Here is a 26,394-nt window from a genome sequence, read left to right as displayed (position 1 = left end):
TCGACTGGTTCCGATCTGTCCGGGGTGACTGAAATGCCTAGAAAATTGTTTCAGTCCCGCTTTTAACTACATGATTTTACGTAACATTAAATTTGTAAATTTATGATGATAATGGTGGCCTGAGAGCGGCCTATCTTTTAAAGTTGCACCGAATTAATAGGTTTACATGAAATTGACATTGCTTCGGGTTTTCCAGAGTGCCGCCATTGATCTTCAAACTGCCTGTTCGTCACTCCTCATTGTCTGCACTGTTTCTGTGCGCGACGGCGAGCTTGTGTCTGCCAGCCTATGGTTCAGAGGAAGCGCTTGATGGTGCTACCCCGGAAACCAGCCGGCAGGCGTTGCTTCCCGAGAACAGTCTGAAGCTGACCCGCGAACACTGGCTGCGCTCCAAGATGAAGTTTTCCGGGCGTACCAACCGGGACACCGATCATCGGGATGGGGCGCTGAACGTGGGCCTGAATGGCCTTTTCTGGGCGAATCATCGTGCCGGCGTGCGCTACAGTGATGCCAAGACCTATCGGGTGGGCAATGAGCGCCGCGTACTCGGCTTCAGTTATGGCCTTCCTGTAGGTCGTAACCATCTGGATATTGAACTCCGGAATACCGCTTATGAAGAGGTGTCCAGGGCAGACGGTTCCCGTTTTCAGAAAGAAGGACGCACCCGGGATCTGACTATCACCGGCAGGCGGGCCCTGTTCTCTACGTTCGGCTACCAGTTCCTCGGCCGCGCCGGATACTCTTCCGTAAACCAGTACTGGACCCGAAGAACGGATGAAGTGCATCGATCCAGTTACCAGTTATCGACTGTGGGGTTTGAGGCTAACGGACATCACAATCTGTACGGTGGTTTTGACCTGAGCAGCGGACTGCGGGCGGTCACGGGTATTGAGGCCGAGATAGAGCGTGCGACCGATTCGGAACAGGGGCGGCGTGAAGAGCAGTTTGGGCGCATGGTTCTCAGTGCATCGCTTGACCGAGAGTTGCTGGCCTGGCAATGGGGGCTGGACGGGGAATACCAGTTGGCGTCTGCCGATATTCCGGGTTCTCAGCACCTGAGGGTTGCCGGGTCAGGGCTAGTGGCGGGTTTCAATGGCCAGTCACTTAGCGTAGCCGAAGGTGGGTGGCTGCGCCTGGGTAGCCGTAGCCCGGAATTCGACGTTCCGTTCTTTCCCCGGTTTTCGTCGAGTGTTCGTCTTTCTGTCCTGCGCGGCTGGATTCCTGATGAATCATTCCAGCAGCATCAGGCAGGACATGTGACGTCGGGAGAGGTCTCATGGGGGCTATCTGCGCGGCAGTTCAGCGCCGATGTCAGCCTGGGGCGGGTGCTGAACACAACCACAGATGCCATAGCCGTACCTGATCAACCGGATGTCCGCTTTACCATGAGCTTGCAGATCTGAAGCAACTCTGCCTCACGTCGTTTCATTTGATTTCGATTCGCTTACGAACTTGTCACTTGTAGCAGCCCACGGGCGCGGTGCTACATTGAATGGACAAACCGTGAACCGAGGAAGGAAACGATGCACGCAGGGAAAGTAGGTCTGGTGGTTCTGGGATTGTTCTTGTTTGCTCCCCTTTATGCCCAGGCGTTCCAGTTTCAGGATGTTGTGGAAAAAGCGAAATCGAAGGCGAGTGCGGCGTACGAGCCGGTCCCTGGAATTCCCGACTTCATGGCAGGCCTGAGCTACGACGAATACCAGTCTATCCGCTTTGATCCTTCAAAAAGCCTCTGGCGAGAAGGGGATTCCCGTTTCCAGGTAATGCTCATTCCCGCTGGTAAATTTTACACCCGTCCAGTAAGCATCCACGTAGTGGACAGCGAGGGCGTCCATCCACTGTCGTTCGATAAGAGTCTGTTCAATGTCGACGACGAGGCGCTCAGAAAACGGGTGCCGGCCGATCTCGGCTATGCCGGACTCAAGTTGACGTTCCCTTTTGATGGTCCCGACGTAGCCAATCAGTTCCTGGTGTTCGCGGGCGCAAGCTATTTTCGCGGCGTCAGTAAGGAAACCTCCTTCGGGCTGTCTGCGCGGGGTATCGCTGTAGACACGGGTTTGCCGACCGGTGAGGAGTTTCCTGATTTCACGGAGTTCTGGTTGGAGCGCCCCGCTCCCGACAGCGATCATGTTCGTGTCTACGCATTGTTGGATGGTCCAAGCCTGACCGGGGCCTATGAGTTCACGGTATACCCCGGGGAGCAGACCCGGGTAGATGTGAAAGCCCGCCTGTTTATGCGGGAAGACATCGAGTTGCTGGGGCTCGCTCCACTCACTTCCATGTTCTATTACGGGGAACATACTCCCAGGCCGCTTGGTGAGTGGCGCCCCCAGGTCCACGATTCGGACGGATTGTTAATCCATGATGATGCAACCGGCGAGTGGCTATGGCGCCCGCTGATGAACCCGGATCGACTTGCCGCAAGTTTCCACAGTGTCCGTCGTGTCGGCGGCTTTGGTCTGATTCAGCGTGATCGGGAGTTTCGTCACTACGAAGATCTGGAGGCCCGCTATGAGCGCAGGCCCAGCGCCTGGGTGAGCGCCGAGGGGGACTGGGGGAAAGGAAATGTGGTTCTGGTGGAGATTCCTACCGACGACGAGACCAATGACAACATAGTCGCTTTCTGGAGTCCGGGAGGTGAAGTGTCCGCAGGCACGTCGCGGGATCTGAACTACTCGATTCAGTTCGGCGGTCCCGGCGTGGCGCCACATCCTGGCGGAAAAGTGGTGAACACCTTCGTCGGCGCAGGGGATCGTATAGGCGGCGGTGATCAGGCCGGTGCCTATCGGATTCTGGTGGATTTTGCCGGCGGTCCCTTGTCGGAACTCAACGCGGAGTCTCCCGTAGTCAGCAAAGTGACCGGGGGCGAGGGTGTTGAGGTGCTTGAACACTTTGTGGAGTGGGTAGCGCCAGAGAATCATTGGCGATTGTCGATCCTGGCCAAGCCCGCGCCGGATCAGATACTTCAGCTGCGGGGTTTTCTGATGGTGGATGATGAGGTCGCCACGGAGACGTGGAGCTATTCCTTGCCGCCCGGGACAGGCCTGCGGGCAGAACCCTGATCCTGGAGGATCGTATGGACGCGCAAACCTCTTACCAGTTGCTGGGAAAGCTGTTGGTGTACCTTGAATTGAGTGGCGCCAGTAACGACCGTAAAACGTTCAATGGCGCGCTGGCCTTGCTCGCGGACGGCGTCGCCGGAAACGAACACAGCGTTCGGTTTGAGGACCTTTTGGCCCGCATTCCTGACTACTTCGAGTTGGGTGAGCCAAGTATTCCGCCGGTAGCTCCGCCTATTCGCCGCAGCAGTATCGGGTATTTTACCGATGACTGAGTCAGCGACTGCGTCCCGCTCCTGGCACCTGCAGGCGACGATCCGACGCCTGGTGCTGACTGCGTTTGTGGCTGGACAGACGGGGCTGGCGTCCTGGTTTCTGCTCCAGGTGCTGCCTTATCACGGGGGCAACGTGGTGGAGTGGCTGATTGTTGCTGTTTTCGCGGTGCTTTACCTTTGGATTGCCTTTGGCTTCTGGATCGCAGTATACGGCTTCCTGCTGCGTTTACTGGGCGGAGATCGGGCATCGTTACTGAAGCGCCATACGCCGAATGAGCTGGCGGCAACGCCGCTGTCGAAAACCGCAATTGTCATGCCTTTGTATCACGAGCCGGTAAGCTGGACGCTGAAGGGGCTCAAAGCCATTTACCTCGATCTGGCGCGATCAGGCCGCCTGGATGATTTTGATTTTTATATTCTCTCAGACAGTCAGGATCCTGATGTCTGGCTGCAAGAGCAGCAGGTCTGGTTGAAACTGGTGGAAGAGCTCGGCGCTCACGGTCGGCTCTTCTATCGCCGGCGTCGGGTTAATCTCAACTATAAAAGCGGCAACGTAGCTGATTTCTTGAGGCGCTGGGGAAGTCAGTATCAGTATATGGTCGTTCTGGATGCCGATAGCCTCCTCGCCGGTGACACTATTCGGACCATGGTGCAGGTGATGAACCGGGAACCGCAGGTTGGTATCCTTCAGACTGCACCTACCATTATTAACGCCCGCTCTGCGTTTGCTCGTATCCAACAGTTTGCCAATCGGCTTTACTCGCCGCTTTTCGCCACGGGCCTGGCTGCCATCCAGATGGGGGATGCTGCATTCTGGGGCCACAACGCTGTGATACGCGTTGCTCCATTTATGGCGCATTGTGGTTTGCCAAAGCTCAAAGGCGCTGGTATCTGGCAAGGGCCGATCATGAGCCATGATTTCGTAGAGGCAGCGTTTCTGGGGAGAGCAGGGTATGAAGTCTGGCTGGAACCGGCTTTGGGGGCCAGCTATGAAGAATCTCCGCCCACGCTTGATGACGAACTTGCCCGAGATCAGCGCTGGTCGAAAGGGAATCTGCAGCACGCAGCGCTGATGCTCTTCTCGCCTCGATTGCGCCTGGCACATCGTTTTGCCTTTTTGAATGGCATCATGGCGTACGCGTCGTCACCGTTGTGGTTGTTGTTCCTGGTACTGACAACGATTGCTGCTGTGCAACTGACCATCGCGCCTATCGATTATTTTCCGGACGGGCGCGAGAGCCCCTTTCCTTTGTGGCCAGAATGGCGGCCGACATGGGCCATCACCCTGGTCGTCAGCACCATGGCGCTGTTGTTTTTGCCGAAGTTTCTGGCCATTGTTGATGTCGTCGCCCATCGGGCTCTGAGTGGATTTGGCGGCTTTTTCAGGTTGTTGTCCAGCGTGTTGCTCGAAATCGTCGTCTCAGTGTTGCTCGCCCCCATCCGGATGCTTGCCCACAGTCATTCCGTCGTTTCGGCTCTGTTAAACGTTCGGCTGAGTTGGGCAGGCCAGAATCGTACCGAGGAGACCGGTTGGCGGGAGGCTGCTATGCGACATCTGCCCGGACTTATCATCGGTAGCGCCTGGTCGGCCTTTGCCTGGACCCTGGACCCGATGTTCTTTTTATGGTCATTACCCGTGTCTGTCCCTCTGGCACTGGCAGCGCCAACAACGGTTTGGCTGAGCCGGTCAAGCAGCGGTGAGTCCCTGAGTCGCAGGGGCTTATTGTTAACACCTGAAGAGCGAACCCGTATGCCGTTGCTTGATGATGCAAGGGGCTTTCGAGAGGAAGCAGAGAGTAAGGTTGCTCTCACGCCGGTGGAACAGGCGGTACTGGTCCCTGCGGTCAATCGGCTGCACCGCCAGCTTGCCGGGCGTGGCGCCAAGGGCCTGAAGAAAGAAGTCATTGAGGGAGAGCTCGATGCCTGCGTCAGCCGAGGCTACCGGGGAATCGAAAAGGGCCGGCTTTCGCTTTTGCTGGAAGACCCGCAGGCACTGACAGCCCTGCATCGGCGAGCCTGGAGTGCGCCTTCGGACTCATTCTGGGGGCAACGCGTTCGCAATCTCGTACTGCACGCGCAAGGTTTGCAGGATCTGTAAACAATCATACTTAAGCCTAACTCACAATTGTTGACAATCAAGGAATGCAGGCGTAGTTTCACGCTAAATAACCTCTGGATTGTTAACAAAGTATGATTCAGGCACAGCTGCAAACCCAAACCCGCGCCGATGAGGCCTTTGATTGTCTGCAAACGGCGATTGTGAAGGGCGATCTGGCGCCGGGCGAAAAAATCGGCGAAGTCGAGCTCTGTTCCCGCTTTAACCTTACCCGAGGCCCGCTGCGTGAAGCGTTGGGCCGCCTTGAATCCCGTGGATTACTGGTCAGGCGCCCTCACGCCGGTGTGAAGGTGGTGTCCGTTAGTGCCGCAGAACTTCTTGAGTTGTACCGAATTCGTGAAGTCATGGAGGGGCTGGCAGCCCGTCAGGCGGCCGAACGCATGCCCGATGAAGAAATCCGTGATCTCCTGGCCACGCTCGATAGTCATGAAAAAATGATTGAGGAAGCTCAGGGCCAGGCCTACTACCAGGCCGAGGGTGACTACGACTTCCACCACCGGATTGCCACCGGCAGTCGCAATACCAAACTGGCCCAGATGCTTCTGGGTGATCTTTACTACATGGTGCGGATGTACCGTTACCGGTTAAGCACCTCGGCCGGGCGCCCCCATCTGGCGCTGGGTGAACACCGCCGTATCGTCGAGGCCATTGCCCAGCGCGATGGCGAACTCGCCGAATTCCTGATGAAACGACACATTAATGCAGCACGCCAGAATATCGAGAAGAAAATCGAAGAAGGCGTTCTCACCATCTGATAAGAGAGGAAAAACCCATGGCTAACAAACTCTCCCCGGGCGCCCGTTTTCGTAAAGCCCTGAAAGAAAACCAGCCACTGCAGATTGTTGGTACCATCAACGCCTACGCGGCCATGATGGCCGAGCGGGTAGGGCACCAGGCCATTTATCTGTCTGGTGGTGGTGTAGCGAACGCCTCCTATGGTTTGCCGGACCTGGGCATGACCACCATGAATGACGTGGTGGAAGACGTGCGCCGGATTACCGCCGCGGTTGATGTTCCGCTGCTGGTCGATATCGATACTGGCTGGGGCGGGGCGTTTAACATTGCCCGTACCATTCGGGAGATGGAGCGTGCCGGCGCCGCTGCCGTGCACATTGAAGACCAGGTCGCCCAGAAGCGCTGCGGCCACCGCCCGAACAAGGAAATCGTTTCCAAAGAGGAAATGGTAGACCGTATTAAAGCCGCAGCCGACGCTCGTGAAGACAAAGACTTCTTCATCATGGCCCGTACCGATGCGTTCCAGAAGGAAGGGCTGGAAGCGGCGATTGACCGTGCCAAAGCCTGTATCGAAGCCGGGGCCGACGGTATCTTCGCTGAAGCCGTGCACGAACTGAGTGACTACAAAGCCTTTGCCGAGGCGATCGATGCGCCGATTCTGGCCAACATCACCGAATTTGGCGCCACGCCGCTGTACAACCGGAAAGAACTGGCGGATGCCGGCGCGGCGATGGTGCTGTACCCGCTGAGCGCCTTCCGTGCCATGAACAAGGCAGCGTTGACGGTATACCAGAATATTCTGGAAAAAGGTGACCAGAAAGACGTGGTTGACCTGATGCAGACCCGTATGGAGCTGTACGATTTCCTCAACTACCACGACTTCGAGCAGAAGCTGGACCAGCTGTTCGCTCAGAAAAAAGACTGATTGCGTTAAACTGAACAAAATATAAACAGAAAATCTGGGAGACCAACATGGCTGAAGCAAAGAAACTCGGTGGCGCTGGCCTGCGTGGCCAGGTAGCTGGTGAAACCGCCCTGTGCACCGTTGGCAAAACCGGTACCGGCCTGACCTACCGCGGATACGATATTACCGACCTGGCGGATAACGCCCAGTTCGAAGAGGTGGCTTACCTTCTGCTGCGAGGCAAACTGCCGAACCAGGCCGAGCTGGATGCCTACAAAACCAAGCTCAAGAGCCTGCGTAACCTGCCGGAAGCGCTGAAGCTGGTGCTGGAGCAGATCCCCAAGGACGCGCATCCAATGGATGTGATGCGTACCGGTTGCTCCATGCTCGGTAACCTGGAAACCGAACAGGATTTCAGCGAGCAGGACGACAAGATCGACCGCATGCTGGCGGTGTTCCCGGCCATCATCACTTACTGGTACCGCTTTGCCCACGAAGGCATTCGCATTGATACCGCCAATACCGAATGCGATTCCATTGGTGGCGTGTTCCTGGAGCTCCTGCATGGCAAGAAGCCCAGCGAGCTGCATGAGCGGGTGATGAACGTCTCCCTGATTCTGTACGCGGAGCACGAGTTCAACGCCTCCACCTTCACGGCCCGTGTATGCGCCTCCACGTTGTCTGACATCCACAGCTGCGTGACCGGTGCTATCGGCTCCCTGCGCGGCCCGCTGCACGGCGGCGCCAACGAAGCGGCGATGGAACTGATTCAGAAGTTCAAGACCCCGGAAGAGGCCGAAGCCGGCCTGATGGGCATGCTGGAACGCAAAGAAAAAATCATGGGCTTCGGACACGCCATCTACAGCGAATCCGACCCGCGCAATGCCATTATCAAAAAGTGGTCTGAAAAGCTGGCCAAGGAAGTGGGCGATACCGTGCTGTACCCGGTTTCCGTTCGCTGTGAGGAAGTCATGTGGCGCGAGAAGAAGCTGTTCTGTAACGCCGACTTCTTCCACGCCTCGGCCTATCACTTCATGGGCATTCCGACCGAGTTGTTCACACCCATCTTCGTGATGTCCCGGGTATCCGGCTGGACCGCCCACGTGAAAGAGCAACGCGCCAACAACCGAATTATCCGCCCGAGCGCTGAGTACACAGGCCCTGAACATCAGGACTGGTTGCCCATCGACAAGCGGAGCTGAGAGAGACTATGAATACCCAATACCGTAAAGCCCTGCCGGGCACGGAACTGAAATACTACGATACGCGCCAGGCGGTAGAAGACATCCAGCCTGGCGCTTACGCCAAGCTGCCTTATACCTCCAAGATTCTGGCGGAGCAGCTGGTGCGCCGTTGTGATTCGGAGTCCCTGACGGATTCCCTCAAGCAGCTGATTGAGCGTCGCCGCGACCTGGATTTCCCCTGGTATCCGGCGCGGGTGGTGTGCCATGACATCCTGGGCCAGACCGCCCTGGTGGACCTGGCCGGACTGCGTGATGCCATTGCCGAGAAGGGTGGTGATCCCTCCAAAGTCAACCCGGTGGTTCAGACCCAGCTGATTGTTGACCATTCCCTGGCCGTTGAAGCCCCGGGTTTTGACCCTGATGCCTTCGAGAAGAACCGCGCCATCGAAGACCGCCGTAACGAAGATCGTTTTCACTTCATCAACTGGACCCGCACCGCATTCAAGAATGTGGACGTGATTCCGGCCGGTAACGGCATCATGCACCAGATCAATCTGGAGAAGATGTCGCCGGTGATTCAGAACCGCCCGGATGAAGACGGTCACCCGATTGCCTTCCCGGATACCTGTGTGGGCACCGACAGCCATACGCCGCACATTGATGCGTTGGGTGTTATCGCCGTTGGCGTGGGCGGTCTGGAAGCGGAAACTGTGATGCTGGGCCGTCCGTCCATGATGCGTCTGCCGGATATCGTGGGTGTGAAGCTGACTGGCAAGCGCCAGCCGGGCATCACCGCCACCGATATTGTTTTGGCGATTACCGAGTTCCTGCGTAAGGAGCGCGTGGTCGGCGCCTACCTGGAATTCTTCGGCGAAGGTGCGTCGAGCCTGACCATCGGCGACCGCGCCACCATTTCCAACATGACCCCGGAATACGGTGCTACGGCCGCGATGTTCTACATCGACGAGCAGACCGTCGACTACCTGAAGCTGACCGGTCGTGAGCCAGAGCAGGTAGACCTGGTTGAGAAGTACGCCAAGGAAACCGGCCTGTGGGCCAGCGAGATGACCGGGGCCCAGTACGAGCGCGTGCTGGAGTTTGATCTGTCTACCGTGGTCCGTAACGTGGCCGGCCCGTCCAACCCGCACCGCCGTGTCGCCACGTCCGATCTGCACGATCGCGGCATTGCCGTGAATCTGGACAAGGCACTGGAAGAGGAGAAAAAGGGCCTGATGCCGGATGGCGCGGTCATCATCGCTGCCATTACCTCCTGCACCAACACTTCCAACCCCCGCAACGTGGTGGCGGCTGGCCTGCTGGCCAAGAAAGCCAACGAACTGGGGCTGGTGCGCAAACCCTGGGTGAAATCTTCCTTCGCACCGGGTTCCAAAGTGGCCCGCCTGTATCTGGAAGAAGCCGGTTTGTTACCAGAACTGGAGAAACTGGGTTTCGGTATCGTGGCCTATGCCTGCACCACCTGTAACGGCATGTCTGGCGCCCTGGACCCGAAAATCCAGCAGGAGATCATCGACCGGGATCTGTATTCCACTGCCGTTCTCTCCGGTAACCGGAACTTCGATGGCCGGATTCACCCATACGCGAAACAGGCCTTCCTGGCGTCACCTCCGCTGGTCGTCGCCTATGCCATCGCCGGTACCGTTCGGTTCGATATCGAACAGGACGCCCTGGGTTACGACAAGGATGGCAACCCCGTCACCCTGAAAGACCTGTGGCCGTCTGATGAAGAAATCGACCGCATTGTCGGCGAATACGTGAAGCCGGAGCAGTTCAAGCAGGTGTACATTCCGATGTTCAACCTGGATGAAGCCGAGCAGGCCAAGAGCCCGTTGTACGAGTGGCGCCCGCAGTCCACCTACATCCGTCGGCCGCCATACTGGGAAGGCACCATGGCCGCCGAGCGCGCGCTCAAGGGTATGCGCCCGCTGGCGATCCTGCCGGACAACATCACCACAGACCACCTGTCGCCATCCAACGCCATCATGATGGACTCGGCTGCCGGTGAGTACCTGCACAAGATGGGCCTGCCGGAGGAAGACTTCAACTCCTACGCCACCCACCGTGGTGACCACCTGACCGCCCAGCGTGCGACCCTGGCCAACCCGAAACTGTTCAACGAAATGGTTCGGGACGAAAACGGGGAAGTGGTGCAGGGTTCCCTGGCCCGTGTGGAGCCGGAAGGCAAAACCATGCGTATGTGGGAAGCCATTGAAACCTATATGGAACGCAAGCAGCCGCTGATCATCATTGCCGGTGCAGACTACGGGCAGGGTTCTTCCCGTGACTGGGCGGCCAAGGGTGTTGCCCTTGCAGGTGTGGAAACCATCGTCGCCGAAGGCTTCGAGCGAATTCACCGCACCAACCTGATCGGTATGGGTGTGATGCCGCTGCAGTTCGAAGAGGGCACCACGCGCCACACGCTTCAGCTGGATGGTACCGAGACCTACGATGTGGAAGGCAAGCCCGCACCGGGCGCCAAGCTCGAGCTGGTGATTCACCGCAAAACCGGTGAAGTGGACCGGGTGCCGGTGATCTGTCGCCTGGATACCGCGGAAGAAGTCACCGTGTACTCTGCCGGTGGCGTACTGCAGCGCTTCGCCCAGGACTTCCTGGCGTCTGAAAGCGCAGCCTGATCGCCTTGGCAAGGTCAGGCGGGAGCTGTTCCCGGCTCCCGCCTGAAACATTCATTCAAGTGAGGCTCGCTCAATGAGTTTTGCTCCCCAAGTTCGTATTCCTGCTACCTACATGCGTGGCGGCACCAGTAAAGGCGTGTTTTTCCGCCTGCAAGACCTGCCGGAAGCCTGCCAGGTACCCGGTGCAGCCCGCGACAAGCTGCTGCTGCGGGTGATCGGCAGCCCCGATCCCTATGAAAAACAGATCGACGGCCTGGGCAATGCCACCTCCAGCACCAGCAAATCGGTGATCCTGGCAGCACCCACGCAACCGGACCACGACGTCGATTATCTGTTTGGCCAGGTGTCCATCGACAAACCCTTTGTCGACTGGAGTGGCAACTGCGGCAATCTCACCGCCGCCGTAGGCGCATTCGCCATCAACGGCGGCTTTGTTGCCAAAGAGCGTATTCCTGCAAACGGCATCTGTACCGTTCGTATCTGGCAGGCCAACATCCGCAAAACCATCGTGGCCGACGTGCCCATCACCAACGGTGAAGTGCAGGAAACCGGTGATTTTGAACTGGATGGCGTAACCTTCCCGGCGGCGGAAGTCCAGATCGAGTTTATGGACCCGGCCGATGGCGAAGGGGCCATGTTCCCCACCGGAAACCTGGTGGATGAACTTGAAGTGCCGGGTGTCGGCACCCTGAAAGCCACCATGATCAATGCCGGAATCCCGACCATTTTCATCAATGCCGAAGACATTGGCTACAAGGGCACCGAGCTGCAGAACGACATCAACAGCGACCCCAAGGCGCTGGCCATGTTCGAAACCATTCGCGCCCATGGCGCGGTGAAAATGGGATTGATCTCGGATATCGCGGAAGCTGCCAGTCGCCAGCACACCCCGAAAGTGGCGTTTGTGGCCAAACCTTCGGATTACGTGTCATCCAGCGGTAAACAGATCAATGCGGCCGATATCGATGTACTGGTTCGGGCGCTGTCCATGGGCAAGCTGCACCACGCCATGATGGGTACGGCTGCGGTGGCTATTGCAACGGCCTCTGCTATTCCCGGTACGCTGGTTAATCTGGCAGCTGGCGGCGGAGACCGTACCCATGTGACTTTCGGGCATCCGTCCGGAACCCTTCGGGTGGGGGCGGAAGCGAAGGAAGTAAATGGTCAGTGGACTGCCACCAAGGCGATCATGAGCCGCAGTGCGCGGATTATCATGGAAGGTTGGGTGAGGGTACCTGGCGACAGCTTCTGATGGCTCCTATAGTTGGGACAGGAGGGCCGTAATATGTCTGCCACTTACGATCTCAACGAACGCCCGGACTACGACGACGTACTGCAACAAATCGCCGACTATGCCCTTGATTACCGCATAGAAAGCGAAGAAGCCTGGGAAACGGCCCGTTATTGCCTGATGGACACCCTGGGCTGCGGTTTGCTGGCGTTGCGTTTTCCGGAATGCACCAAACACCTGGGCCCGCTGGTGGAAGGCACGATCGTTCCCCACGGCGCCCGGGTGCCTGGCACTCCATACCGCCTGGACCCGGTGAAAGCCGCCTGGGACATTGGCTGTATCGTCCGCTGGCTGGATTACAACGATACCTGGCTGGCGGCCGAATGGGGCCACCCCTCCGATAACCTCGGCGCCATTCTTGCAGTTGCCGATCACCTCTCGCAGAAGCGCGTTGCCAATGGCCAGGCGCCACTAGCCATGAAGGCCGTTCTTGAGGCCATGATTCTGGCCCATGAAATTCAGGGTGTACTTGCCCTTGAGAACTCGTTTAACCGGGTCGGGCTGGATCATGTTGTGTTGGTGAAGGTGGCGTCGACCGCCGTCAGTGCCAAACTGATGGGCGCCAACCGGGAACAGATGCTCTCCGCGCTGTCTCATGCCTGGGTCGATGGTCAGGCCCTGCGCACCTATCGCCACGCGCCCAACGCCGGTTCCCGTAAATCCTGGGCGGCAGGCGATGCCACCTCGCGGGGTGTTCGCCTGGCAGATATTGCCATGCGAGGGGAGATGGGCATTCCCGGGGTGCTGACGGCGCCACAATGGGGCTTCTACGACGTCCTCTTCAGCAAGACCAATCGAGATCAGGCCCTGAAACCCGAATCATCACGTAGCTTCGCATTACCACAGCCTTTCGGCTCCTACGTGATGGAAAACATCCTGTTCAAGATCTCGTTCCCGGCAGAGTTTCATGCCCAGACCGCCGCCGAGGCCGCAGTAACACTGCACCCACAAGTGAAGGGCCGGCTGGAAGACATTGATCGCATAGAGATTACCACCCACGAGTCGGCTATTCGCATTATTTCCAAGCAGGGCAAACTCGCCAATCCGGCAGACCGGGATCACTGCCTGCAGTACATGACGGCGGTGCCACTGATCTTTGGCAACCTGACGGCAGAGCATTACGAAGACAGCTTTCACCAGGCCCATCCAGAAATCGACCGCCTGAGAGAAAAAATGCGGGTCATCGAGGATGAACGATATACCCGTGAATACCTCGAGGCCGATAAACGATCAATCGCCAATGCGATACAGGTTTTCTTCAAGGATGGCTCCAGTACCGACAAGATTGCAGTGGAATACCCGATAGGGCACCGACGCCGGCGCAAGGAAGGTATGCCGCTGCTGGTGGAGAAATTCCGGGCCAATCTTCAGACACGCTTTCCTGCCCAACAGTGCGACGCCATTATGGACAGTTGTGCTAGTCTGGGGCGGCTTGAGGTGATGCCGGTGCACGAGTTTGTGTCGCAACTATAAAATATTTGTAAAATTGAACGAAATGGGCGAGTGGCCCACATTGCAGTTTCAATGAATTGCCGTACAATCCCGTAACGGTTTGTTACAGTGTGTAGCAAAGGATGCTTGCAGTACAGGCAGTGTGAACCGCACAAGGAGTCGACGTGGCGCACGTCAGGTTGTTCAGACACTATATACACTTACCTTTTGTTATTCTCGGCCTGATCGATCTGATCGTCATGGGCCTTGCGTTCGCACTGGCGGTGTTTTTCCGCTTCTTCGGCGAGCTCGAATTCTTCCTCGATAATCTTGTTTTTGTCCTCCCTTCCATCACGATCTTTGCGTTGTTCAATCTGATCGTCATGATCGCGCTGGGCGTGCACCAGTCCCGTGTGGAAGAAGGCATGTCCGGCATGATGCTACGCACCATCATGGCCATGATTCTCGCCATACCGCTGCACGGCTTTGCCTATTTCGTGGCTGATGACTGGCTCTGGTATCTGGGCAGCTTCGGGTTACTGACATCGGCGACTGTGCTGGCGATATTTTCGCTGGGCATTGCCAGAGTGGTGTTCTTTGCTGTGGTCGGCAAGGACCGCTTCAAGCGCCGGGTTCTGGTGCTGGGTGCCGGCCGCCGGGCAAAACAGATGTTCGAGGACCTGACCACTCCCTTCAACCGCAAAGGTTTTTCACTGGACGGCTTCGTTCCCATGCCGGATGACACGGTGGAAGTGGATGAGCAGTACCTCATTAATCTTCCAACCTCCTTGCATGACTACGTACTTCGACACCCGGTGAGGGAGATCGTGGTTGCGGTGGACGACCGCCGTCGGGGCTTGCCGATGGAAGACCTTCTGGAATGCAAAATGGAAGGTGTGAACATTATCGATGGTGCCAACTTCTACGAGCGTGAATCCCGTAAGGTGGCTCTGGAGATGATCACCCGCGGCTGGCTGGTGTTCTCTGACGGATTCACGGTTTCTTCGGTGTATGGCGTTGGCAAGCGGGCGCTGGACGTACTGGCCTCCGGTACGCTTCTGCTGGCCACGTTCCCGATCATGATTCTCACCGCCATCGCCATCAAACTGGAAGACGGATTGAAAGCACCGGTGATTTACAGCCAGGAACGGGTAGGTCTGAACAACCAGGTGTTCAAGGTGCACAAGTTTCGGTCCATGATTACCGACGCGGAAAAGAACGGCGCAGTCTGGGCTCGGAAGAACGATACCCGGGTGACACGCGTTGGCGAATTTATCCGTAAGGTGCGGATTGATGAATTGCCACAGATCTTTAATGTACTGAATGGCACCATGGCCTTTGTCGGGCCGAGGCCAGAACGGCCGGTGTTCGTTGAGCAGCTGTCTGAAAAGATTCCGTTTTATGCAGAAAGGCACCGGGTAAAGCCCGGGCTGACCGGTTGGGCTCAATTGTGTTTCGCTTATGCGGACAACGAAGAGGACACCCGGGAAAAGCTGCGCTACGACCTCTACTACATCAAGAACCAGAGTTTACTTCTTGATCTGTTGATTATAATTCAGACAGTAGAAGTGGTATTGTTCAAAAAAGGATCAAGGTAGTTTCGGGAGTCAGCTGTTCCCGGAACATGGAATAGAGCACGGACCTCACAAGAGAGGAATAAAGATGTCACGGAAGTATCTCATCCAAGGGCTTATTGTGTCCCTCATGGCGGTAGTTTTGGCAACGGGTTGTGCCGGCCCTTCCGCTTCCTCTTCAGAACAGATCCAGCGTGCATTGGCCGTTGATACCCGGGATAGCGTGGATCAGTACATACTGGGCGCAACCGATGTCGTACGGGTTTCTGTATGGCGCAACGAGGATCTCAGTATCTCCGTTCCGGTTCGGCCTGACGGCAAGATCTCCGTACCGCTGGTAGGCGACGTGCAGGCCAGTGGCCGCACGCCCGAAGAGTTGGCCAGCTCCATTCGTACTTCCCTGACTGAGTACATTCGTGAGCCACAGGTGAGTGTGGTTGTGACCTCCATGGGCAGCCATGAATTCACAGACCGGGTGCGGGTAACCGGTGCGGTTCGCCAGCCCATTTCAGTGCCTCACCAGAGCGGCATGACGGTTCTGGATATCTTCCTGAATGCCGGTGGTGCGAACGAGTTTGCCGCGCTGAACAACGCCATGCTGTATCGGAAGCTTGAGAGCGAGGTGGTTGCCATTCCCGTAAAACTGGACGACATCCTTAACAAAGGCCGGGTTGAAACCAACTACGGCATGCGGCCGGGTGACATTCTTACCATTCCAGAGCGCAGTTTCTGAGTGGTTGTAGAGCTAAAAGGTCTGAAGGCGGGTTAGGTTATGGCATTACCGTTGTCCCAGTTACCGCAGGAGATCATTCGCGAGGTCCGGGGCCGGAAGGGCCTCGCGTTCCTTGCGTTTGTGATTGTCAGTTTTGCAGTGCTTGGCGCAGGCTTTGTATGGCCCTATAAGTATCAGTCTGAGACCATCATCTTCGTAGACGACCGCAACATCATTGCGCCGTTGATGGAAGGGCGCGCCGTGGCCACGGAGATCAACGACCGTACCTCGGCTGCAAAAGAATTACTGATGAGCCGGAGCCTGATCGAGAAAGTGGCTTTGGATCCTGAAATCTATCCGGATGCGCCCTCTGACCCGGCGGCACTTGAGTACCGGATTGCTAACATTCGCTCGGGTTTGTCGGTCAGGCCCCGGGGCGACAGTTATTTCAGTATTGGCTTCTCGTCCACTTCCCAGATGGAAGCATTTCGCGTTGCCCAGAAACTGGGGCAGGTCTTTATAGAAGAAACCAAAGACCGTAAGCGGGCCGAAAGCCGCAACGCCTACGATTTCATCGACAAACAGGTCAAAAGCTACGAGCAGCAACTGGCCCAGGCTGAGAACCGGCTCAAGGAGTTCCTCTCTGAAAACACCGATGGAACGGAGCAGGAGGCTAATGCCCGCATGGCGCAGCTTCGTAATCAGCTGGAACTGGCCGAACTCGAGAAAAAAGAACTTGAAACCCGTGCGGCTTCGCTTCAGAGCCAGCTCGGAGGTATCCGGCCCACGATCACGCAAGGCCGAACTGAGGATACCTACAGAGAGCGGATCCGGATCCTGGAAGAGCGCCTGGATAGTCTGCGGCTGCAATATCACGATACCTACCCGGATATCGTGATACTCCGGGAACAGCTGGCGGAACTGCGCAAACAACGAGATCAGGCGGCAGAACGGCCGACAGACGTGAGTTCACTTGAGGGCGAAGAAGCCGTTAACCCGCTCTACCAGGAACTGCGGGCAAACCTCTCTACCACGCGGGCGGATATGGCCACCGTGGATACAAGAATTACTTCGCTTTCCCGCCTGCTGGAACAGCAAGCAAAGCGTATGGAGCGCATCCAGGCCAACAAGGCCCAGTACTCCGAGCTCACCCGCGACATGGAAGTGAACCGTGAGATTTACGATGACCTGCTCAAACGCCGGGAAAAAGCGCGGGTCTCCATGCACCTCGACATTGAAGGGCAGGGGCTCAACTACCGCATTAATGAAACCGCTCAGTTCCCGCGCACGCCCTCTGGCCCCCAGTTCTCCATGTTTGCTGCGGCTGGATTGTTCCTGGGGCTGGCGGCACCCTTCGGAGCGGTTGCGGGTCTGTTACAGGTAGATCCCCGGATTCGTGCCAGGAAGCAGTTGGAAGAAGACATTGGTTTGCCGGTTCTTGTTGAGATTCCGGAGGTACGAACACCCTACGAAAAGCGACGGGATCGAAAGGTTACGTTACTGATCGGAATTTTCGCGGTGCTCACGGTAACAGTGTATGTGACCATCGTTGTGCTAGCTCAAATGGGAGTGATCTGATGCCAGAACAACGAAATGATCGGTCCGGATTTGATCCCGAGGGTTCCCAGAATTCTGGCAATGAGACAACCGGCAGCAGCCCGGCGGGCAGTGAAGAGCATTCCTTTTGGCTGAAGCGCAAGGAGCGTTTGAAACAAGAGCTGGATTTCCGGGATGACGAAGACTCCCGCATGCTGGTGCCAAGCTCTCTGGAACTGGGCCCCGGCGCGGTTGATAAATACGTTATCAGTAAGCAGATCGTGCGTATGCAGGAGCCCAGAAGGCTCACGCACGACGACCTCGACGAGCGTCGGATTATCTATCCCGAGTCCCGCAACCGCGCGCTGGTCAACCGTTTCCGGGATCTGAGAACCAAGCTGCTGGAGGTTTCCGGAGGCAATAACTTCACTCTGGTCGTGAGCGGTGCCAGCTCTGGCGCCGGTTCCTCATTTGTAGCCCTGAATCTTGCTGCGGCCTTTGCCTTTGATCAGGCCAAGACGGCTTTGATCATCGACTGCAACCTGCGCGAACCGTCTTTGCACTCCACACTGGATGTGATGCCCGAGACAGGCCTGACCGACTTTCTGGATGACCCGGACTACGACATTTCCAGGATTCTCTATCCGACCGGTATTCCCAGGCTGAGGCTGATTCCGGCGGGCAGTCGCCGTGAAACACCGGGCGAGTTTTTTACCTCCTTCCGGATGAAGCAATTCCTGCAGGCAATCCGTCGTCGCTATCCGGACCGTTTCATCGTCCTGGACACGGCGCCGATATCCGAATCTCCGGATGCCCGCATTCTGACCGAACTCTGCGATTACGCCATGCTGGTGGTACCGCACGGCAAGATCACTGCGGCGACGGCCGAACAAGCTGCGACGGCTTTCAATCCGGACAAGTTTGTAGGAGCGGTGATCAATGGCTGATCAGCAGAGGGTAGGGACACCCGTTGCAGTAAAGGCAATACCAGTAATGTTACTGGCTGGTGCCTGCTCGTTCCCCGTGTTTGCGCAAAGTGAGGTCACGTTCGGGCTGGACAGCCGCTTCACCGACAATGCCCGCAAAGCAGATACGAATGAAGACAGCGATTTCGAGACCCGTGCCTACCTTACCGCCGGTTACCAGACAGATCCCGGACGCTGCAACGCTGATTTCCAAGGCACTCTGGGGTATTCCTGGTGGCAGGACGATAGCTTTGACAGCGAGAGCTTCGCGGAAATGGACTTCCAGGGCGATTGCGAGCTCGCCAACCAGCTTTACTGGGAAGTGGACAACAACCTTAGGGAAGTGAACCAGGACACTCGCCAGAGTGACACACCGGACAACCGAACCCGAAAAAACGTGTTCAGCACTGGCCCCAGATACCTCTGGCGTCTGAATGACACCAACTGGCTCAATCTTTCTGCCCGCTACGCCAACACCGAGTACGACGAACCGGAGGAAACGGACAGTGAGCGCTATACCGGTTCTATCGCCTGGAACCACCTGTTCAGTTCAACATTCACCGGGGGGCTGAGCGTTTCCCACAGTCAAACCGAGTTCGACTATGGCGCAGAAGTGGATGTGAATAGTGCCCAGGTTACCTTCGAGAACCGTTGGGCGACCACGTCTCTTTCCGGTTCTGTTGGCGTGAGTGAGATCGAAACGGATTACGCCAATACCAACCAGTCGAGCGATGGGCTGGTAGGCCAGATAAACCTTACCCGGCAAATCAATCCGAGTACCGAATGGTACCTGAATGCCTCAAGGGAGCTGACAGACCGCACGTCCACGCTTGACCTTCGTTTCGGAGAGTTCGAGTTCAACCTCCGCGAAAGCATCACCGTTGAAAACAGCGTTTTGTCGACCGGCATCAACAAGCAGTTTTCCGACGCCTCCTCACTGAATCTTGACCTCTATGCTTATCGCTCGGATTACCTGGAAAGCGACGAGAAAGAAGACAAAGCCGGCATTAATGCCCGCTATTCCCGCCAGTTCTCGGAACTGACTACCGGATACCTGGCGCTGGGCTTCGACCACCTGAGTTATGAACGCGACGACACCCAGGACGAAGTTGCCCGGCTTGTGATCGGCGCTGAGCACCAGGCAACCAGGGATTTGAGCTTGTTGGCCAGGGTAGGGCACGACACCAAGTCCAGCGATATTTCCAGCCGGGAATACGATGAGAACTGGGTGTTGGTTGGTCTGGAATACCGACTGCGCTGATCAACACAGGAAGTGTGAGGCTATGGCCATGAAAGAACCGATACAGAACGCCCTGACAATTGATGTGGAAGACTACTTTCAGGTAGCTGCGTTGGCAGAGGCCGTTCGCTACGACGACTGGTCCTCCATGGAGTATCGGGTTGAAGCGAATACAGATCGCATTCTCGCGTTATTCGAGAGGGCAGGTGTAAAAGCGACCTTTTTTACCCTTGGGTGGGTCGCTGAGCGATCTCCAGAGCTGGTGAAACGGATTGCGGCTCAAGGCCATGAAGTTGCCAGCCATGGTTACAGTCATCAACTGATCTATAACCAGACGCCGGACGTTTTCAAAGAAGAAACCCGGCGATCGAAGGTGATTCTTGAGGACATTCTCGGTGCGCCAGTAACAGGGTATCGCGCGGCCAGCTATTCCATCACCAATCAATCGCGTTGGGCGCTGGATATCCTTGCCGAGCAGGGGTTTACCTGGGATTCGTCCATCTTTCCAGTGCATCACGACCGCTATGGCATGCCCGGCACGCCACGCTGGCCCCATCGGTTGACCACCGATAAAGGATATGAGCTGGCGGAGTTCCCGCTAAGCACGTTCAAGTTGCCGGGTTACACCCTTCCAATTGCTGGTGGTGGATATTTCCGGCTTTTCCCGTACTGGTTCAGTCGATACGGACTGGGCTCCATCAACCGGCAGGGACGGCCTTTTGTGTTCTACCTTCACCCCTGGGAAGTAGATCCGGACCAGCCGCGTCTGGATGTAAAGTGGTTCTCCCGCTTCCGTCATTACAACAATCTGGATGTGTGTGAGCAGAGATTGGCCAGATTACTTTCTGATTTCCGGTTTACCACCATGAGCCAGGTATTGGAAAGCGAAGGGGTTCTTGAGCCCTCATCGAACACCCTAGGTTCCAGCTCTGTGGCAGGGATGGCATGATGGTCGCAGTATTCTGGATATCTTTCCTATTGTTGGCTTACATCTACTTCGGCTATCCCGTCTGTATCAGACTGCTGGCATCCGCACGACCCTTGCCCGTAAACAAAAGCGGCGCTGACCAGCCGAAAGTCTCGATTCTTATCGCCGCCTACAACGAGGCCAAAGATATTGAGGCTACGCTCAGAAACAAGCTGGCGTTGGACTATCCCAGGGAGCAATTGGAGATCCTGGTGGTTTCCGATGAGTCGGAGGACGGAACCGACGAGATTGTCCAGGCGGTTGCCGCGGATGCGCCTTTCCCGGTCAAACTGTTTCGTCAGGTACCCCGTCAGGGCAAAACCGCAGGGCTCAACATGCTCAAACAGCATGCGGAGGGGGATATCCTGGCGTTTTCGGATGCCAACTCCGAATGGGATCAACAAGCCCTGAAAGCACTGGTGAGTAACTTCAACGACCCATCCGTGGGTTACGTAACCGGAAAAATGGTCTACGTGAACCCGGAGGGCGCCCTGATTGGCGACGGCTGCAGCGCTTACATGAAGTATGAGAACTGGCTCAGGGCACAGGAGACTCTGGTAGGCTCTGTGGTAGGCGTAGACGGTGGCATTGACGCCATGCGTAAAGAACTGCACTCCGAGCTGAATGCCGATCAGTTGCCGGATTTTGTTCAGCCACTCAAAGTGGTTGAGCAGGGGTACCGCGTTGTTTATGAACCTGGGGCGCTGCTTAAGGAAGAAGCGTTAAGCGATGGGGGCAGTGAATTCAGCATGCGGGTGCGGGTAAGCCTGCGTGCACTGTGGGCGCTCAAAGACATGAAACAGCTCATGAGCCCGACCAACGATCCAGTGTTTGCCTGGCAGCTTATCTCCCACAAGCTGCTGCGCTACGCGGCCTTTGCACCCATGATAACCCTTGCGATTGCTGCCCTTTACCTGGCGCCGGTGAAAGGGTTGTATGCGTTAGCCGCGATAGGGTACGGCCTGTTTCTCTATTTCGCGTGGGCGGGCTATCAAAAAGAGAGCCGGGGGCAATCGCTTTCTACCATTTATGCCCTGCCTTACTACTTCGTGTTGTTAAACCTTGCGTCCTTTAAGGCATTTGTCGCCTTCTCCAAGGGCGAGAAGAAGGTTGTCTGGAATCCAAGGAAGGGATAATGGCATTGCCCAACCTGGAAGCCTTGCTGGAGGAGAAAAAACTCCCCGGGCTTGATGGATTTCGAATGGTTGCCGTGATGGCCGTGGTACTGGCTCACTCAGGGGTAGGCACGCTGTTCTTTTCGGCACGCCATGGCGTGGCTGGCTTCTTCGTTCTGAGTGGGTTTTTGATTACCTGGCTCTTGCTAAAGGAACATGCCAAAACGGGAACCGTTTCATTCAGAAAGTTTTACATGCGCCGGTCTCTTCGCATCTTCCCGGCTTACTACGCCTTCTTACTGGTATCGATTTCGTGGGATTTGTTCCGCGGAAATGACGACATCAAAGAAGCCATAGTCCCCGGCTTGTTCTATTTTATGAACTACCACAACGCGCTGGAGGGACATTCGTCGTCGTCCATTGCGCATGTGTGGTCTCTGGCCATTGAAGAGCAGTTCTATCTGATCTGGCCGATGCTTTTCGTATTTCTGATGAGGCGCGGCCGAGAGTACGCGGTTGCTTTCCTGATTATTGCCAGTTTGGTTGTATTGGCCTGGCGCTCCTATTCCTACACCTACCTCGACTACGGACCATCCTACGCCTACAACGCGTTTGATACGCGATTTGATAATCTGGCTCTGGGATGCCTTTTGGCGTTTCTGGCGCAAAAGCCGCGTTGGCTGTCTGTGTTCAATAGCATCAGCAGCCGGTTCTGGATGCCTTTTATCCCCTTGGGCCTGTTGTTCCTGTCAAAAGAGTACGGCAGCGGCGATTATGCCTACGGCCCGGCGTTTACGGTTGATGCGTTGTTACTCGCGATTCTATTGCTGCAATTGATCAGGCTCAGCTCAGGGGCTTTCTGGGGCTGGATGAATCACCCTGTGTCGGTCTATCTCGGAGTTATATCCTACCCGATCTATCTGTGGCATGTATGGGGCCTGCAGGCCGGCGACAAACTGAATTTTCTCCCCGAGTGGTTACAGCTCCTGGCTGGCGTGATTCTCAGTGGTGTGCTTGCCTCAGCGTCTTACCATTTTCTCGAAAAACGATTCCTGCGATTAAAGCACCGCTATGAGGTAGTGGGAGCAAAGCCTGGACGCTCACCGAAGGCGGGTAATCCATCCGGAATGGAGAGCCTCGCGGCCAGGGAGCGTTCCAGTTGAAGGTATTGCACCTGATTGATAGTGGCGGCCTGTACGGCGCAGAGCGAATGCTGTTGGCTCTGGTAGCAGAGCAAATCAAGCAGGGGCTGGAGCCCATGATTCTCAGTGCCGGCGAGCAGGGGATTCACCAAAAGCCGCTTGAGATCGAGGCTGAGAAACTGGGATTGCCGCTTGTAGTTTGGCGAATGACTCCGGGCTTGAACTACCCGGAAACTCGGAAAATTTGTGAGTGGGCCGAGCATTGGGGCGTCGAACTGGTGCATTCTCACGGGTACAAGTTCAATATTCTGATGTCTCTCTTTGGTCGGTTTAGTCGGAAGGTTCCCGTTGTGAGTACCTTGCACGGGTACGTTCACGCGCCTCGCTTTTCAAGGATGTGGGTATATGAATTGCTTGATCGACTGGCGATCAGTCGGTTGGATGGAGTGATCATGGTTGGCGCGGCGATGAAGAAGGAACTATCAACGGGCCTGATTCGCCCCCGTCGCCTAACGACAATAAGAAACGGACTGGCGGTAGACGACACCCAGCGCAAGGCATCTGAACCCTTGCCAGAGGCGTTGGAAGACTTTTTTAGCACCCATGAGCCGGTGATTATCGGGGTTGGTCGTCTATCCAAGGAAAAGGGCTTCAGTCATCTTGTTGATAGCTTCCGTGAGATCAAACAATCTGCTCCTAAAGCTGGATTGCTGATCGTTGGCGATGGAATGCTGCGTAAGGATCTGGAAGACCAGGTTGCACGTCTCGGTCTTGGTAGCGATGTCTGCTTGCCCGGGTATTGCGACAATGTGCCTGCTTTGATGGCGCGCTCGTCTGCTTTGGTTATTTCCTCGTCTACCGAGGGCTTGCCGATCACCTTGCTAGAAGCGATGGCTGTCCGCCTGCCCGTTGTATCTACCGACGTTGGCGAGATCTCGTTTGTTCTGGATGAAGGGGATAGCGGCGTTCTGGTAAAGGATCCTGCTTCAGAGTTGGTTGATGCCATAGAACTCGTGCTCAACGAGACAGAGGCCACTCATCGGAAAACTGAGCAAGCTTTTCATAAAGTCTCCGGAGAGTTGTCTGCAAGATCAATGGCCGAACAGTATCTGCGCGTATATAACGGGGTGGTGGCATCTTGAAGGCTTTGTTCTTTTTTCGGTATGTCTTGGCGCGCTTAACCTACCTGGTTCTGCGGCTTCCTGTTGCCAGGTTTCAGGCTGAAGTAGAGGACCTTTGGGGGGTAGAGCCAAACGAAAGACTGCAGCGGCTGTCTTGTATACTCAACAAGAATCAGCCTAAAGATGCCCAGGGTGTGGCAGTGCATTCTCTGTCGGAATTGCCGGATAGACCGCCAATGAGCAAGGCTGATCTCAGAGCAATGTCCGCTGCCAGCAGCGCTGTGGCATCGGGTTTTTCCCGGCACACTGCGGGCACTACCGGAGAGCCAACACATATTTCTCTGTCCAGAACTGAGCTGGCGCAGATGCTTGCCGTCAGGGCGTATTGCTATAACAAGCACGGTCTGAAACTGGGTCAGAGAGAAGCGCGAGTATGGGGTAGGGCAGCCAATTCCCTAACGGCAAAGATCCGCGATTTTTTGTTGAACCGTAAGGTGTTCTACCCGGCGGAGGATGGCGCTGAAGAAACGGTTGAAAAACTGGTCAAGTGGAGCCCTGAGTATCTGTATGGATATACGTCGCTCATCCTTGAGGCCGCGCAGATTGCGCAAAAGAAGGGACTTAAGCCAAGGGGCGTAAAAGCCGTGATCTGCACGGCGGAGTCGATCCTGCCCGCGCAGAAGAAGTTTATCGCAGAGGTGTTTGGAGCTCCGGTTTTTGAGGAATATGGGTCCACCGAGTTCGATGTCATCGCCTTTGAATGTTCAAGAGGGCATTTGCACTTGGTGAATCCCTGGCTTTGGGTTGAGGAAGAAGAAGACACGGTGTTGATCACGGATGTCTCTCGCAAATCTCAAAGCATAGTGCGTTACAAGTTGGGAGATGCTGCGGAACTTCGTGATAGTGGTTGCGAATTGCTTGGCGGAAAAGGAGTCATTGAGGAACTGCATGGGCGGACTGCACAGCAATTCGCCTATTTGACAAAAAACACTAAGTTCCACGCTGTTGTATTTGGCCGGGCTATAGATGCGTATATGAAAGAGTTTAACGACTGCTTTAGGTTCACGGTATCACAAACCGAATACGGCATTTTTCATCTCCATGTATCTTCCGAACCTCATCTTGGTGATGCGCATCTCAGACGCTGGATTAACACAGAGTTGCAGGCGCAGTTGAGCGTGTCGCAGGATTTGATTAAAGCCGTTTACGCCGGAGAGCGTTTTATGCGCAGCGGAAAGCACACCTATTTTTTTCAGGATCTGGATATAAATGACGAAGGCAAATAAAAACCTAAAGATCTCGGCGGTTGGAGATATTTCGCTTGGAGACCACCCTGTCTGTGTTGGACACGGTATGAGAAGTGCGTTCAGCAGGCGAGGATTTAGTATTCTTGAAGAAATGACGGAGTGCTTTGAGGGCGCAGACATTGTTATCGGTAATCTGGAGACAGTTACCTCTGATGTCGGGTTGGAATCGCGGAAATTGGCCTCATTCGAAATGCGTGGCAATCCAGAGCACCTTCGATTCCTAAACCAGGTCGGCATTGATGTTCTGGGTGTTGCTAACAATCACGCTATGCAGCATGGAGAACCGGCGTTTTGGGACACAGTTTCCAACATTCGAAAATCTGGTATGGACGTAATCGGTCTCGAGGCCTCAGGAAGCACTAATGTCCATGTCATTTCGCACGGTGGCCTGGATAGCCATTTGTTTAACGTTTCATTGAGACCTGAAGAATGGGCAGAAGACAAAGATAGTCTCCCTTACAGTAACCGGCAGGACCACAAAGCATTGCTTGCGGAAGTTGAAAGGCTCAGAGCCAACTGCCCTGGTTTTCTTATTTGCTCAATCCACTGGGGACTTGAATTCTTGGATTACCCCTCTACGAGACAAGTAGAGTTTGGTCGGGCGCTAGTGGATGCTGGAGTTGATGTGGTTTTTGGTCATCATTCGCATGTCGTGCAGCCAGTTGAGAGGTACAAAAAGGGGCTGATTTTCTATTCTCTTGGAAACTTTGTTTTTGACCTTTGGTCTGACAGCACAAAGCAAACTCTGGTAGCCAATGTTGAACTTGAGATCGGCGAGCCGCCACGGTTTAGCTGGGTGCCTGTCATTATCGGAAGTGATTTTTGCCTAAGAGTGGCCGACCAAGCGACTAAGAAAAAAGTCGATTCCCTTTTGTCTTGGGAGCGTTTTCAAGAAATTAAGGACAAACCCGCCACTGAGGAGGAGTATGTCAGGAGGTATAAAGTCGAGGAGTCACGATTCAGGTATTCCAGTTATCGTTACTTTATTCGTAACTTTTTTAGGTATCCTCCCGGCTTTCTGATTCAATCCTTGGCTCGCACTGCTTATAGACGGCTCACTGGGACTTGA

At 55.7% G+C, this 26,394-nt stretch carries 21 protein-coding genes; all 21 read left to right on the top strand.

The window, feature by feature from the left end:
- Positions 1 to 197 precede the first annotated feature (197 nt).
- The 21 genes from C7436_RS02895 to C7436_RS02795 all read left to right on the top strand — a co-directional run bounded on the left by C7436_RS02895 (position 198) and on the right by C7436_RS02795 (position 26,394).
- Entirely contained in the window at positions 198 to 1,403 is a 1,206-nt protein-coding gene (locus C7436_RS02895; RefSeq protein WP_121206635.1) for a ShlB/FhaC/HecB family hemolysin secretion/activation protein, read from the top strand.
- A 120-nt stretch (positions 1,404 to 1,523) separates the two neighbouring features.
- Positions 1,524 to 3,062, top strand: a complete 1,539-nt coding sequence (locus C7436_RS02890) for a glucan biosynthesis protein G (protein ID WP_113880193.1) — start codon at positions 1,524 to 1,526, stop codon at positions 3,060 to 3,062.
- A gap of 14 nt (positions 3,063 to 3,076) precedes the next feature.
- Entirely contained in the window at positions 3,077 to 3,334 is a 258-nt protein-coding gene (locus C7436_RS02885; protein ID WP_023010038.1) for a hypothetical protein, read from the top strand.
- The gene (gene mdoH, locus C7436_RS02880; RefSeq protein WP_121206634.1) at positions 3,327 to 5,432 is read left to right on the top strand and encodes a glucans biosynthesis glucosyltransferase MdoH; all 2,106 of its coding nucleotides are present in this window, start codon (positions 3,327 to 3,329) and stop codon (positions 5,430 to 5,432) included. The genes C7436_RS02885 and mdoH overlap by 8 nt, the downstream gene beginning before the upstream one ends.
- A 92-nt stretch (positions 5,433 to 5,524) precedes the next feature.
- The gene (locus tag C7436_RS02875) at positions 5,525 to 6,205 is read left to right on the top strand and encodes a GntR family transcriptional regulator (protein WP_022991114.1); all 681 of its coding nucleotides are present in this window, start codon (positions 5,525 to 5,527) and stop codon (positions 6,203 to 6,205) included.
- Positions 6,206 to 6,222: 17 nt separating this feature from the next.
- A complete protein-coding gene (gene prpB, locus C7436_RS02870; protein WP_023010395.1) occupies positions 6,223 to 7,110 on the top strand; it encodes a methylisocitrate lyase in 888 nt (295 codons plus the stop codon).
- Positions 7,111 to 7,157: 47 nt separating this feature from the next.
- Positions 7,158 to 8,291: a bifunctional 2-methylcitrate synthase/citrate synthase gene (gene prpC, locus C7436_RS02865; protein WP_014421292.1), complete on the top strand. Its 1,134-nt coding sequence runs from the start codon at positions 7,158 to 7,160 to the stop codon at positions 8,289 to 8,291.
- A gap of 8 nt (positions 8,292 to 8,299) precedes the next feature.
- The gene (gene acnD / locus C7436_RS02860) at positions 8,300 to 10,924 is read left to right on the top strand and encodes a Fe/S-dependent 2-methylisocitrate dehydratase AcnD (protein ID WP_121206633.1); all 2,625 of its coding nucleotides are present in this window, start codon (positions 8,300 to 8,302) and stop codon (positions 10,922 to 10,924) included.
- A 73-nt stretch (positions 10,925 to 10,997) separates the two neighbouring features.
- Positions 10,998 to 12,176, top strand: coding sequence for a 2-methylaconitate cis-trans isomerase PrpF (gene prpF, locus C7436_RS02855; protein WP_121206632.1), 1,179 nt, complete (start codon positions 10,998 to 11,000; stop codon positions 12,174 to 12,176).
- Positions 12,177 to 12,209: 33 nt separating this feature from the next.
- The gene (gene prpD, locus C7436_RS02850; RefSeq protein ID WP_121206631.1) at positions 12,210 to 13,688 is read left to right on the top strand and encodes a 2-methylcitrate dehydratase; all 1,479 of its coding nucleotides are present in this window, start codon (positions 12,210 to 12,212) and stop codon (positions 13,686 to 13,688) included.
- Positions 13,689 to 13,831: 143 nt separating this feature from the next.
- On the top strand, positions 13,832 to 15,244 hold the full coding sequence (locus tag C7436_RS02845; protein WP_121206630.1) for a TIGR03013 family XrtA/PEP-CTERM system glycosyltransferase: 1,413 nt from the start codon (positions 13,832 to 13,834) through the stop codon (positions 15,242 to 15,244).
- Between the two features lie 106 nt (positions 15,245 to 15,350).
- Positions 15,351 to 15,953 carry an XrtA/PEP-CTERM system exopolysaccharide export protein gene (locus tag C7436_RS02840; RefSeq protein ID WP_022991121.1) on the top strand — a complete coding sequence of 201 codons (603 nt, stop codon included), beginning with the start codon at positions 15,351 to 15,353 and terminating at the stop codon, positions 15,951 to 15,953.
- A 39-nt stretch (positions 15,954 to 15,992) separates the two neighbouring features.
- A complete protein-coding gene (locus C7436_RS02835) occupies positions 15,993 to 17,510 on the top strand; it encodes an XrtA system polysaccharide chain length determinant (RefSeq protein WP_121206629.1) in 1,518 nt (505 codons plus the stop codon).
- Positions 17,510 to 18,415 (top strand): P-loop NTPase family protein, encoded by a 906-nt coding sequence (locus tag C7436_RS02830; protein WP_228198043.1) that lies wholly within the window; start codon positions 17,510 to 17,512, stop codon positions 18,413 to 18,415. Before C7436_RS02835 ends, C7436_RS02830 begins: the two co-directional genes overlap by 1 nt.
- Complete coding sequence (locus C7436_RS02825) at positions 18,408 to 19,694, top strand: outer membrane beta-barrel protein (protein WP_228198042.1); 1,287 nt, start codon at positions 18,408 to 18,410, stop codon at positions 19,692 to 19,694. Before C7436_RS02830 ends, C7436_RS02825 begins: the two co-directional genes overlap by 8 nt.
- A gap of 28 nt (positions 19,695 to 19,722) precedes the next feature.
- A complete protein-coding gene (locus C7436_RS02820) occupies positions 19,723 to 20,622 on the top strand; it encodes an XrtA system polysaccharide deacetylase (RefSeq protein WP_011785139.1) in 900 nt (299 codons plus the stop codon).
- 32 nt (positions 20,623 to 20,654) lie between these two features.
- Positions 20,655 to 21,776, top strand: coding sequence for a glycosyltransferase family 2 protein (locus C7436_RS02815; RefSeq protein WP_228198041.1), 1,122 nt, complete (start codon positions 20,655 to 20,657; stop codon positions 21,774 to 21,776).
- The gene (locus C7436_RS02810) at positions 21,776 to 22,918 is read left to right on the top strand and encodes an acyltransferase family protein (protein ID WP_121206627.1); all 1,143 of its coding nucleotides are present in this window, start codon (positions 21,776 to 21,778) and stop codon (positions 22,916 to 22,918) included. Before C7436_RS02815 ends, C7436_RS02810 begins: the two co-directional genes overlap by 1 nt.
- Positions 22,915 to 24,039 (top strand): glycosyltransferase, encoded by a 1,125-nt coding sequence (locus C7436_RS02805; protein ID WP_121206626.1) that lies wholly within the window; start codon positions 22,915 to 22,917, stop codon positions 24,037 to 24,039. The genes C7436_RS02810 and C7436_RS02805 overlap by 4 nt, the downstream gene beginning before the upstream one ends.
- A 215-nt stretch (positions 24,040 to 24,254) precedes the next feature.
- A complete protein-coding gene (locus tag C7436_RS02800) occupies positions 24,255 to 25,304 on the top strand; it encodes a class I adenylate-forming enzyme family protein (protein WP_228198040.1) in 1,050 nt (349 codons plus the stop codon).
- Entirely contained in the window at positions 25,288 to 26,394 is a 1,107-nt protein-coding gene (locus C7436_RS02795; protein WP_121206625.1) for a CapA family protein, read from the top strand. The genes C7436_RS02800 and C7436_RS02795 overlap by 17 nt, the downstream gene beginning before the upstream one ends.

It is taken from the genome of Marinobacter nauticus, from assembly GCF_003634635.1.
Lineage (GTDB): Bacteria > Pseudomonadota > Gammaproteobacteria > Pseudomonadales > Oleiphilaceae > Marinobacter > Marinobacter nauticus.
Note: the sequence above shows the minus strand (reverse complement) of the source record. Positions and strands in the feature narration are given on the sequence as shown.